11 protein-coding genes are annotated in these 14902 nt (G+C 72.6%); 3 read left to right on the plus strand and 8 right to left on the minus strand.

What is annotated here, in order from left to right; translation table 11 throughout:
* Window positions 1-191: 191 nt before the first annotated feature.
* The 4 genes from AB0F61_RS32000 to AB0F61_RS32015 are packed head-to-tail and all read right to left on the minus strand — an operon-like array spanning window position 192 to window position 7114.
* Complete coding sequence (locus AB0F61_RS32000) at window positions 192-2477, minus strand: MMPL family transporter (RefSeq protein ID WP_357817451.1); 2286 nt, start codon at window positions 2475-2477, stop codon at window positions 192-194.
* A 30-nt stretch (window positions 2478-2507) separates the two neighbouring features.
* Window positions 2508-3638, minus strand: coding sequence for an alpha/beta hydrolase (locus AB0F61_RS32005; RefSeq protein ID WP_357817454.1), 1131 nt, complete (start codon window positions 3636-3638; stop codon window positions 2508-2510).
* A 33-nt stretch (window positions 3639-3671) separates the two neighbouring features.
* Window positions 3672-4772, minus strand: coding sequence for an NAD-dependent epimerase/dehydratase family protein (locus AB0F61_RS32010; protein WP_357817457.1), 1101 nt, complete (start codon window positions 4770-4772; stop codon window positions 3672-3674).
* A gap of 53 nt (window positions 4773-4825) precedes the next feature.
* Window positions 4826-7114, minus strand: a complete 2289-nt coding sequence (locus tag AB0F61_RS32015; RefSeq protein ID WP_357817459.1) for an MMPL family transporter — start codon at window positions 7112-7114, stop codon at window positions 4826-4828.
* Window positions 7115-7234: 120 nt separating this feature from the next.
* On the opposite strand from AB0F61_RS32015, the gene AB0F61_RS32020 reads away from it, so the two are divergent.
* Window positions 7235-7720, plus strand: a complete 486-nt coding sequence (locus AB0F61_RS32020; protein ID WP_357817462.1) for a MarR family winged helix-turn-helix transcriptional regulator — start codon at window positions 7235-7237, stop codon at window positions 7718-7720.
* Between the two features lie 61 nt (window positions 7721-7781).
* Here the strand turns inward: AB0F61_RS32020 and AB0F61_RS32025 are convergent, their stop codons facing one another.
* From AB0F61_RS32025 to AB0F61_RS32040, 4 genes are all read right to left on the minus strand, one after another.
* A complete protein-coding gene (locus AB0F61_RS32025; RefSeq protein WP_357817464.1) occupies window positions 7782-9419 on the minus strand; it encodes an FAD-dependent monooxygenase in 1638 nt (545 codons plus the stop codon).
* Window positions 9416-10081: an HAD family phosphatase gene (locus AB0F61_RS32030; RefSeq protein WP_357817467.1), complete on the minus strand. Its 666-nt coding sequence runs from the start codon at window positions 10079-10081 to the stop codon at window positions 9416-9418. The genes AB0F61_RS32025 and AB0F61_RS32030 overlap by 4 nt, the downstream gene beginning before the upstream one ends.
* Window positions 10072-11130: a ScbA/BarX family gamma-butyrolactone biosynthesis protein gene (locus AB0F61_RS32035; RefSeq protein WP_357817469.1), complete on the minus strand. Its 1059-nt coding sequence runs from the start codon at window positions 11128-11130 to the stop codon at window positions 10072-10074. Before AB0F61_RS32035 ends, AB0F61_RS32030 begins: the two co-directional genes overlap by 10 nt.
* Before the next feature lie 923 nt (window positions 11131-12053).
* Complete coding sequence (locus AB0F61_RS32040; protein ID WP_357817471.1) at window positions 12054-12635, minus strand: hypothetical protein; 582 nt, start codon at window positions 12633-12635, stop codon at window positions 12054-12056.
* Window positions 12636-12808: 173 nt separating this feature from the next.
* Between AB0F61_RS32040 and AB0F61_RS32045 the strand changes: the two genes are divergently transcribed.
* Both AB0F61_RS32045 and AB0F61_RS32050 read left to right on the plus strand, forming a co-directional pair.
* Window positions 12809-13846, plus strand: a complete 1038-nt coding sequence (locus AB0F61_RS32045; protein ID WP_357817474.1) for a hypothetical protein — start codon at window positions 12809-12811, stop codon at window positions 13844-13846.
* 55 nt (window positions 13847-13901) lie between these two features.
* Entirely contained in the window at window positions 13902-14810 is a 909-nt protein-coding gene (locus tag AB0F61_RS32050; protein WP_357817476.1) for an NAD(P)H-binding protein, read from the plus strand.
* Window positions 14811-14902: the final 92 nt, after the last annotated feature.

A 14902-nucleotide genomic window follows, 5' to 3' on the forward strand; every position in this document is an offset into this window, starting at 1 on the left:
TTCGGTGATTTGTGGCCGCCCGAGTCCGTCTCCGCCGCCCGGCCGGCGAACCCGGCGCACGCGCCGGGTTCGCCGGGGACGGCCACGCCGGCGGGGGGCGGCGGCGGCGTGGCGGAACCCGCTGGTCGGGGCCTACTTGGTGACACGGCGGCACACGGAGGTGCCGCCGTGGGCCCCGACCGGCGGAACGCTCACTCGCTGACCGGCGCCGCCGAACTCAGCCGCGCCATCGGCTCCGGGGATGTGGCCGATACGGTGGCCGGTTCGGACTCACTGAGGCCGATGCGGCGGTGCAGCCGGCGCAGCGGACCGGGTGCCCACCAGTTGGCGGTGCCGGCCAGCCGCATGAACGCGGGCATCAGCACGGCCCGGATCAGGGTCGCGTCGACGAGCACGGCCAGCGCCATGCTGACCCCGAGCATCTGCAGGAACCCCACCCGGCCGGTCGCGTACGCGGCGAAGGTCAACGCCATGATCCCGGCGGCGGCGGTGATCAGGGGCCCGCCGCGCTGGATGCCAGTGGCCACCGAGCGGACCAGGTCGCCGGTGCGCTCGTACTCCTCCCGGATCCGGGAGATCATGAAGACCTCGTAGTCCATGGACAGGCCGTAGGCGACGCAGAACATCAGGATCGGGATGCTGGGTTCCATCCGGCCGGTGGCGGTGAACCCGATCAGTTCCGCCCCGTGCCCATCCTGGAAGACCCAGACCAACGCGCCGAACAGCACCGACAGGCTCAGGACGTTGAGGACGGTCGCCTTCACCGGAACCAGCAGGCTGCCGCTCATCAGGAACAGGATCACGAACGTGACGGCCAGCACCAGCACGATGACCAGCGGCAGCCGGTTCAGCAACCGGTCGCGGAAGTCCGTCATGTCGGCGGGGAACCCGCCCACCAGGACCGGGAAGGGTGCCTCGACGGCCCGTACGGAGCCCACCAGGGCCGGCACGTCCCCGTCGAGGGCGGCCGTGGTCGGGATGACCGACAGCCAGGTGCCGCGCTCGGCGTCGAACCGGTCGGTCGGCGGGCGGACCTGCTCGCCGGCGCTGAACGAGCCGGCGCGGGAGTCCACCTGGAACACCCCGGGCAGCCGGGACAGCGCGGCGGCGTAGCTGGCGACGTCGGCCTCGCGCGTCGCCGGGTCGGCCAGGTCCGCGGCGACGACCTGGATCGCGTCGCTCTGCTCGACGGCGAAGTCGGCGCGGATGTGTTCCTGCACCACGCGACTGGTCGCGTCGGCCGGCAGGATCCGCTCGTCGGGGAGCCCGAAGCGGACGCCGAGGAAGGGCGCGCCGAGCAGCAGCAGGATCACCACCGCGGCGCCGCCGGTCAGCACCGGCCGGCGCATGACCGCGAGGGCGAGGCGGTACCAGCGGCCGCGTTCCACGTCGGGGGCCGCCGTGACACCGCGCCGGGCCACCCGGGCCCCGAGGCCGGCCAGCGCCGCGGGAAGCACGATCACCGCGCCGAGCACCGAGGTGGCCACGACCAGGACCCCGGCGTACGCGAAGGAGCGCAGGAACGGGAACGGCAGGGCGAGCAGTATCGCCAGCGAGGCCGCGACGGTGACGCCGCTGAACACGACCGTCCGTCCGGCGGTCTGGGTCGCGCGGGCCGCCGCCGAGGCGGCGTCCCGGCCGCGGGCGAGTTCCTCGCGGAACCGGAAGATGACGAACAGGCTGTAGTCGATGCCGAGACCAAGGCCGAGGACCAGGGTCAGGTTCGCGGCGAACGTGGACACCTCGGTGAACAGGGTGATCACCCGGAGCAGGGCGAGGGTGGTGAGCATCGCGAACAGCCCGACCCCGATGGTGAGCAGCGCCGCGGACAGCCGGCGGTAGACCCAGAGCAGCAGCAGGAACACCACCGGCAGGACGACGACCTCGGCGCGGATGAAGTCCATTCGGGCCTGGGTGGCGACCTGGCGGAACACCTCGTCCTGCCCGCCGACGGCCACCGTGATCGGGCCGCTGTCGCGGGTGAAGCGCGGCGACAGGTCGGCCAGCGCCTCGCGCGCCTCGGTCGCCGAGCCCGGCAGCCAGGCCACCACCAACGCCCGGGTGCCGTCCTTGCTGCGCAGCGCCGGGCTGGAGTCGTACGTCCAGTAGGAGCCGGCGTCGGCGACCTCGGCCTGCCCGCTGAGTTCCGTGGTCAGCGCCCGACCGGCCTCGGCGACCTCCGGGCTGTCGACGGTGCCGGTCTTCGCGGTGACGAGCAGCAGCAGGTTGGGGCTGCCGGTGCCGAACCGCTCGTGCAGCAGGGCGTCCGCGCGGACGGACTCGGCGCCGGGCGACTCGAAGCGGGACAGGGACAGGGCGTTCATCGCGCCGGCGCCGAAGACCCCGGCGAGGACGGTGACCAGCGCGGCCACCACGAGTACGGTGCGCCGGCGGGCAGCCAGCAGGCGGCCGAGCCGGTACAGCCGCGACGCGTCGTGGCGCTCGGGCGGAGCGGGGTGCGGGTCCAGGGCGGACATTGGGCGCTCTCCTAGTCAGGTACGGGCAGGTCAGAACCGGTGAGCGTCCAGCCAGGACGCGAGCGTGTCGTGGACCAGCGGGGCGTTGCGCTCCAGGCCCATGTAGTGGCCGGCGTTCGGCACGTCGAGCAGCCGAACGTCTGTGGTGCCGGTGAACAGGGCGCGGTGCTCCTGCCCACCGGAGACGCGGGCGTCGCGCTCGCCGTACATCAGCAGGACCGGAACCTTGATCTCGGACAGGTGCCGCAGGTCTACGAAGACGGAGCTGAGCTGGGAGGCCATGTCGCCGCAGGGGTGCCGGTTCTGGTGCGGTAGGGCGGCGACGAGTACCGCCGGGTCCGTGTCGTGGAAGTTCCCCGTGCGGAACTCCTCGCGGCCGAGGTCGTAGTAGGCGTACCCGTCGGCGCCGCCGTCGCCGCCCGCCGAGCCGCCCCGCATGCAGGTCTGCAGCGAGCTGAAGAACCGGGCGTTGGCCTGCGGGGTGAGGCCGAGGTCGGTCCAGTCCATGATCACGAGAGCATCGATGTCGCGGAACGAGTAGGTGGCGATCTGCGCGATCTGACCGCCGTTGGACTGCCCGGCGAGCGCGACCTTGGCGAACCGTGGCGTCGTACGCGCCCCGGGCACGGTGCCGAGCAGCTGGTACGTGCCGGCGCGCAACTGCTGCACGATCTGGTGGGCCACGTCGGCCTCGCCGCCGATGCACAGCGACAGTCCGTTGGGCTTGCTGCTGGCGCCGTAGCCGAGCCGGTCGACGGTCAGCGAGGCGTGGCCGCGCTTGGCCAGCTCCTCGGCGTGGTGGTAGCCGGGCACGTCGAGGCGCCAGTACCACTCGCCGGCGGCGATGCCGTGCTGGTAGAGGGTGATCGCCGCGTCGGGCGCCGACAGGACCTTCTCGGGTGCGGTGAGGTGGCCGTTGACCTGGTAGGTCTTGCCGTCGACGTTGCAGGCGGCCAGTGAGCGGTTGACGTTGCGGACGGTGAACCGGACCGGCACGTCGACGATGTGCTGGGCGGCGAACCGGGCCGGATCGGCCTGCTGCTGGGTGACCGCGACCTCGGTGGGGAGCGGCGCGGCCGAGGAGTCCGGTCGGACCGCGAACGGCAGCGCCATGAGCGCCGCCGCGGCGAGGATGGTGGTGATGGTTCTGCCTCGGGCCATGGGAGTCGTTCCTCCGGGAAGTCGGTGCGGCGGCTAGTGGGTGGCGGGAGCGGAACCGTCGGCGGCCCGGGTCGCGCGGCGGCCGGTGGTGGACCCGGGCGGGGGCAGCATGCCGTGGGCCCGGTACCAGGCGGCCTCGTCGGCCAGGGTTTCGGCCAGCGGCCGGAAGCTCACCCCGAGCTCGCGGGTGGCGCGTTGCGAGGAGTAGCGGGCGCGGTTGCCCTCGACGAGGACCCGGACGCCGGCCCGGGTTGCGATCGGGGGCTTGCGGCGCAGCCGGGCCTGGAACTCCAGCAGCGTGGCGAAGCTCATCGCGACCGGGGCGGGCACCGAGCGCGGCGGCGTCGTCGCGGTGGCGGCGGCGATCAGGCCGCAGATCTCCGGCAGCGGGTACCAACTGCCGGCGACCACGTACCGGCGCAGGCTCTGCCCGTCGATCGCGGCCCGGACGCAGGCGGCGGCCACGTCGCGCGCGTCGACGAGGTGGTTGCCGACGCGGGGTACGGCGCGCAACTCGCTGCGGGCCACCGCCAGGAACAGCCGGCCGGCGGCGGTGGGTCCGGCGTCACCGGGTCCCCACATCCAGCCGGGCAGGACCAGCGGCACCCGCAGGCCCGTACGGGCGCAGGCCCGGGCGACCGCCTGCTCGGCGCGTACCTTGCTCGCCCGGTAGCCGTTGCTCTCCCAGTCCGCGTCGACCGGGGTGTCCTCGTCGGCGAGGGACTGCCGCGACCCGCGCCCCAGCACCGCCGTCGAGGACGTGTGCACCACCACCGGCACGCCGGCGGCGGCGCTCGCGTCGATCAGGTCCTCCACCGCACTGACGTTGGTGCGGTGCAGCAGGTCCGGGTCGTGGCCGGGCTGGTAGTACTCGCGGAAGTAGGCGGCGGTGTGGATGACGGCCGCCAGGCCGGGCAGGTGCCGGCGGTAGCTGTCGACGGCGGTGACGTCACCGGTGACGATGGACAGTCGCGGATGGGCCGGCAGCAGGCTGCGGGCCCGCCCGGCGTCGCGGGCCAGGGCGAGGACCTCACCGCCAGCGGCCAGCAGGTGCGCGACGACGGCCGAGCCGAGCATGCCGGTCGCGCCGGTCACCAGGCTCCGGGCGGGTACGGGCGACGGGTCCTCGGGCATGGCGGGACTTCCTCCTCGGGCGGTTGGCGGCGGTGGGCCTGGTGCCGGCGGGGTCACCGGGCTACCGGATCGGTCAGGGTGCTGTCGTCGGCCCCCGCGGCCACGGCGACCGGGGTCCGGGCCGGTGTCGTCGGTGGGGCCGCCGCCGGGCCGTCCTCGCGCAGTCCGACGCGCCGGTGTACACGGCGCAGCCAGGACGGCGCCCACCAGGTCGCTCGGCCGGTCAGCGCCATGACGGCGGGCACCAGCAGGCAGCGCACCACCGTCGCGTCGACAAGCACAGCGAGGGCGACACCCAGGCCGAGCATCTTGATGTTGGTGATCCGGGAGGTGCCGATGATGGCCAGCACGAGGGCGAGGATGACGGCCGCGGCGGTGATCAGACTGCCGGTGCGCTGGATGCCGAACGCGATCGCGCTGCGGTTGTCGCCCGTGCGTTCGTACTCCTCCCGGATGCGGGAGAGGAGGAAGACGCCGTAGTCCATGGACAGTCCGAAGGCGACGCAGAACATCAGCACCGGCAGTGAGGTCTCGATGTAGCCGGTCTGGGTGAAGCCGAGCAGCCCGGCACCGTTGCCGTCCTGGAAGATCCAGACGACGGCGCCGAACATGGCGGTGAGGCTCAGCGCGTTGAGCACCAGGGCCTGCAGCGGGATCAGCACGCTGCCGGTCATCAGGAAGACCAGCAGGAACGTGGTCGCCGCGATGAGCCCGATCGCGAGGGGCAGCCGGTCGCCGATCGCGGCGCGGGTGTCGACCAGGGCGGCGGCCTGCCCACCGACGCGCGCGGGGACCGGGGCCGCGACGGCGCGCAGGTCGCGTACCAGGGCCTGACTCTCCGGCGAGATGTCCTCGATGTCGGCGGTGGGGGTGACCGACAGGTGCGCGACGCCCCCGTCGGTACGCAGCGCGTCGGCCGGACCGGCCGCGTCGGCGCGCGCGCCACCCCGGTAGGTGCCCTGCGGGCTCTCCACCTGGGCGACGGTGGGCAGCGCGGACAGCCGGGCCGCGTAGTCGCCGAGCGCCTCCGGCTCGGTCCGCTCGGCCAGCACCACGTCGATGACGGCGGTCGGGCGCAGCGCGAAGTTCTCGCGGATGGTGTCCTGTACGGCCCGCGCCTCGGTGCCGCGCGGTAGCTGCCGGTCGTCGGTGGTGCCGAACTCGACCCGCAGGAACGGCAGGCCGAGCAGCACGAGCACGCCGGTGACCAGCAGGGTCACCACGGGGGCGCGGCGCATGACGGCGGTGGCCGTGCCGTACCAGCGCTGGCCGGCGACCCGGTCGGCGGTGCCCGCGCGGCGTCGGCGCAGCAGCCGCCGCAGGTCCAGCGCGTCGACGCGCGGGCCGAGGATCACCAGCAGGGCCGGCAGGAGCAGCAGCGCGGCGGCGGCGGCCAGCAGCACGACCGAGATTCCGGCGTACGCGAACGAGCGCAGGAAGTACATCGGGAAGATCAGCATGGCGGCCAGCGACACGGCCACGGTCAGGGCGGAGAACAGCACCGTACGTCCGGCGGTGGCCAGGGTACGGGTGACCGCCGCGCGGACGTCGGCGCCGGCCTGTTGCTCCTCGCGGAAGCGGCGCACGATGAACAGCGCGTAGTCGATGGCCAGCCCGAGACCGAGCGCGGTGGTCAGGTTCTGCGCGAAGATCGACACGTCGGTGGCGCGGCTGAGCAGGCCGAGCACCCCGCCGGTGCCGAGGATGGCGACGATGCCGACGGCGAGCGGCAGTAGCGCGGCCACCAGGCTGCCGAAGACCCAGACGAGGATCAGCAGGGTGAGCGGCAGCGCGATCAACTCGGAGCGGACGATGTCCTCTTGGATGGTGCTCTGCACCTGGTCGCGTACGGCGGTGGCGCCGCCGAGGCGGACGACGAGGTCGCCGGTCTGGCCGCGGTAACGGGGCGCGATAACGTCGAAGACGGCGGCGGCGGCGGTCTCGTCGCCCTGGACGCGGGCGAGGACGAGCGCGTAGCGGCCGTCGCGGGACTTCAGGTCGGCCACGCCGGTCTGCCAGTACGAGGTGACGCCGACCAGGGACGGCTCGAAGGCCAGCCGCTCGGTGAGCTGGGCGCCCTGTTGCGCGATGGTCCGGTCGTCGACCGTGCGCCCGTCGGCGGCCCGGACCAGCAGCACCAGGTTCGACCGGCTGGTGGGGAAGTGCTGGTCGAGCAGCCGCGCGGCCTCGGTGGACTCGGCGGCGGGATCGTCGGTGCCGCCGTTGCCGAGCCGGTCGGCGACGCCGGAGCCGAAGACGAGAGCGTTGACCAGGAAGGTCGCAGCGAAGAGCAGGACGGCCCAGGGGCGTGCGGTGCTCAGCCGGGCGATCGCGGAAAACATCGCGGTGGGAACCCTTCCTTAGACCGTGCGAACTTCACACCATGCGTACGTTATGCATACCATAAACGCGACGGATCGTATGTCTAGCATACGGATATTGCCAAGACCTAAGCTGGGCGCATGGCGCGATGGAACGGTGAACAGCGACCCACGGGTACGACCACCCCGGGCTCGGCCATGTCCGGCCGGACGGGTTTCCGGTTGATCAAGCTGGGCGAGCTGGCGATGGTCACCGCCGAGCGCGCCCTCGAACCCCTGGGCATCCGGCCCCGGCACCTCAACGTGCTGTCCACCCTGGCCGCCGACGACACGCTGTCGCAGCAGGACGTCAGCCGGCTGCTCGGCATCGACCCCAACGTGCTGGTCGGCGTCATCGACGAGCTCGAGAAGCAGGGGCTGGCCGAGCGTCGACGCAATCCCCAGGACCGGCGCCGGCACGTCGTCGCGCTGACCGACGCCGGCTGGCAGGTGCTACGCGACGGCGCCGCCCTGCTCGACGAGGCCGAGGCGGCGTTCTTCGCCGAGGTTCCCGCCGCCGAACTGGCGGTCCTGCACGAGGTCGCCGCCCGACTGCTGGCCCGGCACCCGGCGCCGATGAAGCGCTGACGGCGAGGCGAAGCCACCGCCAGCGCTCCCCGGCCGGCGCGCCGGGCTGCCCTGCCCGGACTCACCCGGTCTTCACCGGGGCTGCCCGGCGCGGCAGCAGCGCCACCAGGCCGTCGACCTGCTCCGTACCGGCCCGCGCCCCGACGACACCGTCCGGGCGCACGTACACCAGCCAGGACCGCTTGCCGCCGCTGAGCGCGGCAGGCGGGCCCTCGTCGCGTACGTCGAACCCGCCGCCGAACGGCCGCTCGATCAGCGACCCGGACGGGCGCAGCCAGAGCACGTCGACGACGTCGGACACCCCACGCCCAACCAGCAGCGGCACGACGCGCTCGACGGCGTGCGCCGCCGCCCGGCCGCCGACCGCCAGCACCACGTGCCGGCCGCGCGCCAGGTAGTCGTGCAGCGTCCCGGCACCCGAGCCGTCGGCGGCGACCAGCTCGGTGTCGGGCATCCGGCGGCCCAACCGCACCGCCGGCGGCGTCGCCGCGTCCGGAAGGTCCACCACGGCCGTGCTGCCGGAGTGGTCCAGGTGCAGCTGGGCGAGCTGGGGGACGATGCGCCGCCTGGGCAGCGCCGTGCTCAGCAGCCGGCGCATCACCCCGTCCCGCAGCGCCCGGGCGAGCGGGGCCCGCAGCATCCACAGCCGGGTCTGCTGATCGGCGCTGCGTACCGCCGCCGCCGAGGCCGGCCGCCGCTCCGCCGGGTAGCTGTCCAGCAGTTGCTCACCCGCACCGCGTACGACGCTGGCCAGCTTCCAGCCGAGGTCGTACCCGTCCTGGACGCCGGTGTTGAGTCCCTGGCCGCCGGCCGGGCTGTGGCAGTGCGCCGCGTCGCCCGCCAGGAACACCGGACCGCGCCGGAACTCGCGCGCCAGCCGGGCGTGCACCCGGAACCGGCTGGTCCACCAGGTCTCGGTCAACGTCAGGCCGCCCGGTCCCCGGGTGTCGAGCAGCCCCTGCAGCAGCCCGACGTCCGGGGCGCCCTCGGTCGCGTCCGCGCCCGCCGGACCGTCCGGCAGGTCGAAGAACACCCGGTGGCCTCCGTCGGGCAGCGGCACCAACACCAGCACTCCGTCCGGGTGCAGGTGGTACTGGGCCTCCCGGGCCGGCGCCGGCCCGCGCAGCCGGCCGTCGCCGAGCAGGAACACCCGCGGGTACGTGGTGCCCTCGTACGGGATGCCCAGCGACTCCCGTACCCGGCTGCGGGTGCCGTCCGCGCCGACGACCCACGGCACCTCGACGTGCTCGCGCTCGCCGTCGCCGTGGCCCAGCTCGACCCGCGCGCCATCCGTCGTGATCTCGACGCCGACAGCCTCGGTACGCCACTGCACCGACCCGCCGAGCTGCTCCAGCCGGTCGAGCAGCAACCGCTCCAGGACCGGCTGCGGCAGGCAGACCGGGCCGGGGAACGCCGTACCCGGCAGGTCCCCAAACCCGATCCCACCGATGCGCCGTCCCCGCGACCAGTAGCTCGCGCCGGTCAGCGCCAGCGCCCGCGTCACCGCCTCGTCCGCCACGCCGGTACGGCGCAGCGCCTCCAGCGCGCCGCTCCACAGCACGAGTGCCTTCGGCTCGTCGCCGAGGCCCTCGCGTCGGTCCACGACCCGGCAGTCCACACCAAACCGCCGTAGCGTGCACGCCAGCGTCAGACCGGTCGGTCCGGCGCCGACGACCAGCACCGATGGCTCCCGGGTCACCTCGGCTCCCGTCGGGTACGCAGGATCTCGTCCAGGGACTCGACCGCCTGGGCGGTGTGAGTGAACTGCACGGTGCGGATGCCGAGCTGGCGCGCGGCCGCGCAGTTCGCCGCGTCGTCGTCGACGAACAGGCACTGCTCCGCCCGAGCGTCGAGCCGGCCCAGCAGGATCCGGTAGATGCGCGGGTCCGGCTTGCGGACGCCCTCGTGCGCAGAGTTGACCACCACCGAGAACAGCTCGTCGACCGGGATCTGGGCCCGCCAGCGCTGCTCCCACTCCCGGACGTTGTTGGTCAGCAGGGCCAACCGGAAGCCGTCGGCGCGCAGCTCCCGCAGGTAGTCCAGGAACTCCTTGTTCGCCCGGCGGCCCTGGAACCACAGCTCGCCGAAGGGCCGGCCGGCCAGCGGGTCGCCGGTGCCCTCGGGCAGCTCGGCGAGCAGCTCGTCCACCATCTGCCGCTCGGTGATCGCCGCGACCTCCAGCGCCGCCATCGGGGTACGTCCCAGCCGGCGGGTGGCATCGGCGAAGGCCCGCATGATCTCCTCGATTCCGATGCCGACCCGGGCCGCGAAGGCCGCGTACGTCTCCCGCAGCGGGTTGGTGAGCACGCCGCCGTAGTCGACGACGATGGTGTCGATGCCGTCCGGCTGGTTCACGCCCATACCGCCACCTGCACCTTCGCCGAGGCGACCGCCACGTCGGCCTGGGTGAGCGTCACCGACACCGGGGCGACGACCATGTCGGTCTCCTGGTGCGTTCCGAGTTCGCCGACCTCGGCGGTCACCCGCGTGATCAGGTCGATCTCCGCGAACTCCCCGAACTCCACCTCGGCGCCGAGGACCGTCAGGCTCTCCGCGGCCAGCCCGTACTGGCGGGCGACCGAGGCGATCGCCGCCTGGCGGGCTGCCTCCAGCGACAGGTTCCCGGGTACGTGATCGAGCGGGTGGTCGAACATGTACGGGTGGCTGACGTCGATGACCAGGGACATCGCGTACCGCTGCCCGCCCAGCGCCACCGCCTCGGTGACGACGACGTTGCGGACGTCGCGGCGCCCGACGCTCTCCGGGCGGGCCGGCGTGAACCGCAGCGCCGCCGGCCGCTGCCGGGCGAGCTTGCCATCCCGGCCCCGCTGACGCAGCGCCTTGAACGTGTCCCGGCTGACAAACAGCAGCTTCCCGGTCCCGTGCAGGGCCGACCGGCCGTCGATCGCCACGTCGCCCTCGAACGACAGGCCGCGTAGCCGCCCCGCGCCGGTGCGCTCGGGGGCGACCGTCATGGTGATGACCACCTCGCCCGGCGAGGTACCGACGTACACCGGTCGCAGGTCGTTGATCTGCAGGGACAGCCCACGGAAGATGAACGCCGTCTGCAGCGGTACGTCGAGGCGGGTGTGCGCGACCAGGACCCCGGCCTGGCGTACCACCTCGACGAGGATCAGGTAGTCGTACAGCCCCGCGTTCTCGCCGACGTAGTGGCCCCGGGGCAGGAGGGCGGCGACCTGGTAGGCGTTCTCCCCGATCTCCACGGAGTCGGTGACGAAGACCTCGGCGATGGAGGCGCGGTGCACCAGGTACCGGGGCACCGCGGCGTCGAAGGTGAGGACCCGCGGGTCGGCCGGCGCGGGGGCTAGTCGCAGCGGTGTCGACAGCACGCGGGCCGCCGGGTCCGCCAGCAGCGGTACGGATGGGGCTACGGTTCCCTCTACAGTCATGATCCACCACCATTAGTAGATTGCGTTACACGAATTGGCGGGTCGGCCGCCGGAATGGTTCGGATCCAGCGCGTTGACGCGCGAACTCGACATCGAGCGGCGACGCACTGACCCATGACGGTAATTGCCGCGAAACAAATGTCGATAATGCGACCGCCGGTGATTCCGGCGCGAGGACTATAAGATCAACTTAGGCATGCCGCGATTACCCCCGAGTACGACGACTTGCTCCCCGATACTGCGGCAACGATGACAACGCGGCCGAGCGGGAGTCAACCAGGGCATGGCGTTTTATCCCTTCTGCAGGGGTTGCCAGCGGGGTGGTATCAGCACCCCCTTGCGCCGGGGGGACCCGGGCCTCACCATGCGGTCGGGCATCGATGGCCGTACGGACGATGCCCTGCGGCGCGAGTGCATCGCCGACGGTGTCCACCTGCTCACAGACAGCGATTACGGCACATACGGTCGGCCGGCGCGCCACTCGTCGACGGCGACGGTCGCCGCGTCGCGACAGCGGCTCGGCACGCGCCTGCCGGTGGGCCCGACATGCGGCGGGTTACGGCCGGGAAACCGGCGGATCCGGCCCCGCGCGATTTATCGGCACAGCGACCCGACGGTTGTCCATGTCAGTGGACAGAGGGATGGCGAAATGGCCGGCGCGATTCGCGGACGGCACATCGTCGTCGATCGGCCGGTCGACCTGCGGCGCACGGTCCGGCGCGCACCGAAAATCAGCGCGGGTCCGGTGCGCGACACCACCGCCGGTTATTTCGGGAAAGCAGAAAAGCGCCGTCGTGGCCCGGCCCGGCGTTTGCCCCGGCCCGGACCGCGACGGTTCGGGCTTCACAAAGCTGGACGACGTCCAGGTGCTCGCGGGCCTCCGCCATCCGCCCAAGCATCGGCAGCGCCATGCCCAGGTTGGACTACGGCGTGGGCACCCCGGCGTCGAGCTGGCCGATCATCGGCGCGAGGAGGTCGTTGAGCTCCCGAGCCAGCACCACCACGGCTCGACGCGCCGCGGTGGAGACCTCGCCAGCCGGACCGTCCGGGGCCGGCGGCAGTTGGTCGAGCGACACCGGCGCCTCGACCTGGAGCATCGCCCGCAGGTGCGGGCTGCGGGTCTGATCCTGCGCCGTCGGGCTCGTGTACTGGCCGAACAGTTGGGGCCAGTCCCGCCAGCCGCGGTCGCGCTGCCACTGCCTGGTCCAGGTGAGTTCGGCCGGCCAGCGCGAGATCACCGTCACGGCGCAGACCATGCTGCCGTCCCAGGGGCTTCTCGCACAGGTCGCCGAGACGATCCGCCGATGCCAGCGGACGAAGCCCGGCGACAGCTCGGTGGCGACCCGCCAGGCCGTCGCCGCGAACCCGGCCGGCGAGATGTCGCCCCAGGTGTCGGCGAAGTCGTCGAGCCGCCGCCGCACCTCGGCCTCGTAGCGGCCACCCGCGTCGGTGCCGCGCTCGCGGTCGAACTGCTCGTCCAGCCAGAAGGCGCGCGGCTCAGGCATCCCCTACCCCCGGATTCGTGAAGCTCTCTCAGACACGACGTGGTGCGTTCCGCAGTCAGGCAACCGTCACCGAACGTACACGACAGGACCACTGTGGATCGCCCGGCCGGCCCTAGCGTGGGCGCTGTGACGTCGGAGCCTGGTCGCTCCGACCGCCAACCTCAGGGGGCCGCGTGCGCAGGAAACTCGGATTCGTCTCGGTGGGCACCATGCTGCTGGCCACTCTCGCCGTCGCCCAGACGCCGGCCCGGGCGGGTGTCGCACCCGCTGGCTCGCCCGGCACCTCCGCGACCGTGGCCGAAGCGCGCGCCACCATCAACGGGCGGGTGTCCACCGATGCGGACACCGCGGCGTCGGCGGGCAATGCCTACTGGACGCCGGAACGCATGCGCGCGGCACGCCCCGCCCCCATGCCGGACGGCGTCGACACGTTCGACGGGGAGGCCACCGACCGTCCCGGCCGCATCGGTGCGGAACGGGACGTGGCGACGCCGGCAGCCCCACGCTCCTCGGCGGCCGGCGTGAGCGCGGCCCCGGAGGGCGCCAGCCAGGGAACCCAGGCGGTGAACGCCTCACCCGGCGTCGGGCGGGTCTTCTTCACCCACAAGAACGAGGACTTCTTCTGCTCCGGCGGGACCATCAACAACCCGCAGGCGAACCTGGTGTCCACCGCCGGGCACTGCGTACATCCCGGTGACGGCGGATCCGTCTGGTACGACAACTGGGCGTACGCGCCGGAGTACACCGAGGGCGAAGAACTGCACGGCCTCTGGTTCGCCAAGGAGTTCACCTCGGTCGAGGGCTGGGTCGACTGGGGTTACCTGTGGTGGGACTTCGCGTTCGTCACCATGCACCCGCAGGGCGGCAACCGCCTCGTGCACGTCACCGGCGGGCAGGGACTCAGCGTCAACAAGTCCAAGTCGCTCTCGGCCCTGCTGCTCGGCTATCCGGGCGAGGCCCCGTACGACGGTCTGTCACAGTACTACGCCCAAGGCACCATCAAGGCCGCCGGGGCACAGCGGGTCAAGCTGAAGAACTGCCCGCTCAACCATGGCGCCAGCGGGGGCCCGTTCCTGCGCGCCTGGGACAACGACCTCCGGTTCGGGTACGTCAACTCGGTGATGTCGTACAAGTACTCCGGCAACATGTACGGCCCCTACTTCGACGACGACGTCCTGGACATCTACAACGTCGCGAAGAACAAGCAGTGACCGACGCCGGGTCGGTGGCTTGACAAGCACCAGGGTCCAGCCTGGACGATGCACCGTGCGAATTCTCGTGGTGGGTGGCAGTGGCCTGATCGGCGCTCATGTCGTGGACGTGCTGCGCGAGCGCGGCCATGCCACCACCACCGTGGCGCGCACCGCCCAACCGGGGGTCGATCACCGGCTCGATGTCGGGTCCGCCTCGATCGACGACCTGCGGCCGTTGCTCGCCGGTCACGACGGTGTCGTGTACGCCACCCGCACCGACGAGCAACGGCCGCTGCGCAAGCCGATCTACCCGCAGTTCCGCAGCGACAACGTCGAACCGGTGGTGCGCCTGTTCACGGCCGCCCGCCGGGAGGGTCTCACCCGCGGTGTCGTCATGGGCTCGTACTACACCCATTTCGACAGGCTGCATCCGCGGTGGCGGCTCGCCGAGCGGCACACGTACATCCGGTGCCGGGTCGAGCAGGCCCGCGAGGGGCGGGCGGCCGCCGGGCCGGAGCTGCCGGTCGCCGTCCTCGAACTGCCCTTCGTCTTCGGTCGGGCCGGTGACCGGTTGCCGAACTGGGCCGGGCCGCTGGACCGGTGGGCGCGGTCGCGTACCCCGCTGGTCGCGCCGACCGGCGGAAGCGCCGCGGCCTCGGCGCGCAGCGTGGCCGAGGTCGCGGCGGACGCTCTGGAGCAGGCAAGCGGCGCGGACATTCCAGTCGCCGACGAGAACCTCACCTGGCACGACATGATCGGGCGCATCGCGGAGGCGGTCGGCCGACGCCGCCGGGTCACCCGACTGCCGGCCGGCGCGGCGAAGGCCGCCCTGCGACTCGGCGGCGCGTTGCAGGGCCTCGGGGGCAAGGAGGCCGGAATCAACGCCACCTACCTCGCCGATCTGCTGCTCACCGACCTGTTCGTCGAGCCCACGACCGGCCGGTCACTGGACTCCGCGCTGCGCGAGACCTTCCCCGCCTAGTACTGCAACGGCAGTTGGTCAGGGGTAGCCGTGTCGTCGGTAGTGGCAGGTTCGGGCTTGGTGTTGGCGTCGTCGGCGCCATCGAGACCAGG

Origin of the sequence: Micromonospora sp. NPDC023888, assembly GCF_040639415.1 — a bacterium.
Taxonomy (GTDB): domain Bacteria; phylum Actinomycetota; class Actinomycetes; order Mycobacteriales; family Micromonosporaceae; genus Micromonospora.

Bases quoted from the DNA above. Each gene is read 5' to 3' on its own strand.
- AB0F61_RS32020 (WP_357817462.1), top strand. From the start codon at position 7,235: ATGGCGCGATGGAACGGTGAACAGCGACCCACGGGTACGACCACCCCG.
- AB0F61_RS32005 (WP_357817454.1), bottom strand. From the start codon at position 3,638: ATGGCCCGAGGCAGAACCATCACCACCATCCTCGCCGCGGCGGCGCTC.
- AB0F61_RS32035 (WP_357817469.1), bottom strand. From the start codon at position 11,130: ATGACTGTAGAGGGAACCGTAGCCCCATCCGTACCGCTGCTGGCGGAC.
- AB0F61_RS32040 (WP_357817471.1), bottom strand. From the start codon at position 12,635: ATGCCTGAGCCGCGCGCCTTCTGGCTGGACGAGCAGTTCGACCGCGAG.
- AB0F61_RS32000 (WP_357817451.1), bottom strand. From the start codon at position 2,477: ATGTCCGCCCTGGACCCGCACCCCGCTCCGCCCGAGCGCCACGACGCG.
- AB0F61_RS32010 (WP_357817457.1), bottom strand. From the start codon at position 4,772: ATGCCCGAGGACCCGTCGCCCGTACCCGCCCGGAGCCTGGTGACCGGC.
- AB0F61_RS32015 (WP_357817459.1), bottom strand. From the start codon at position 7,114: ATGTTTTCCGCGATCGCCCGGCTGAGCACCGCACGCCCCTGGGCCGTC.
- AB0F61_RS32030 (WP_357817467.1), bottom strand. From the start codon at position 10,081: ATGGGCGTGAACCAGCCGGACGGCATCGACACCATCGTCGTCGACTAC.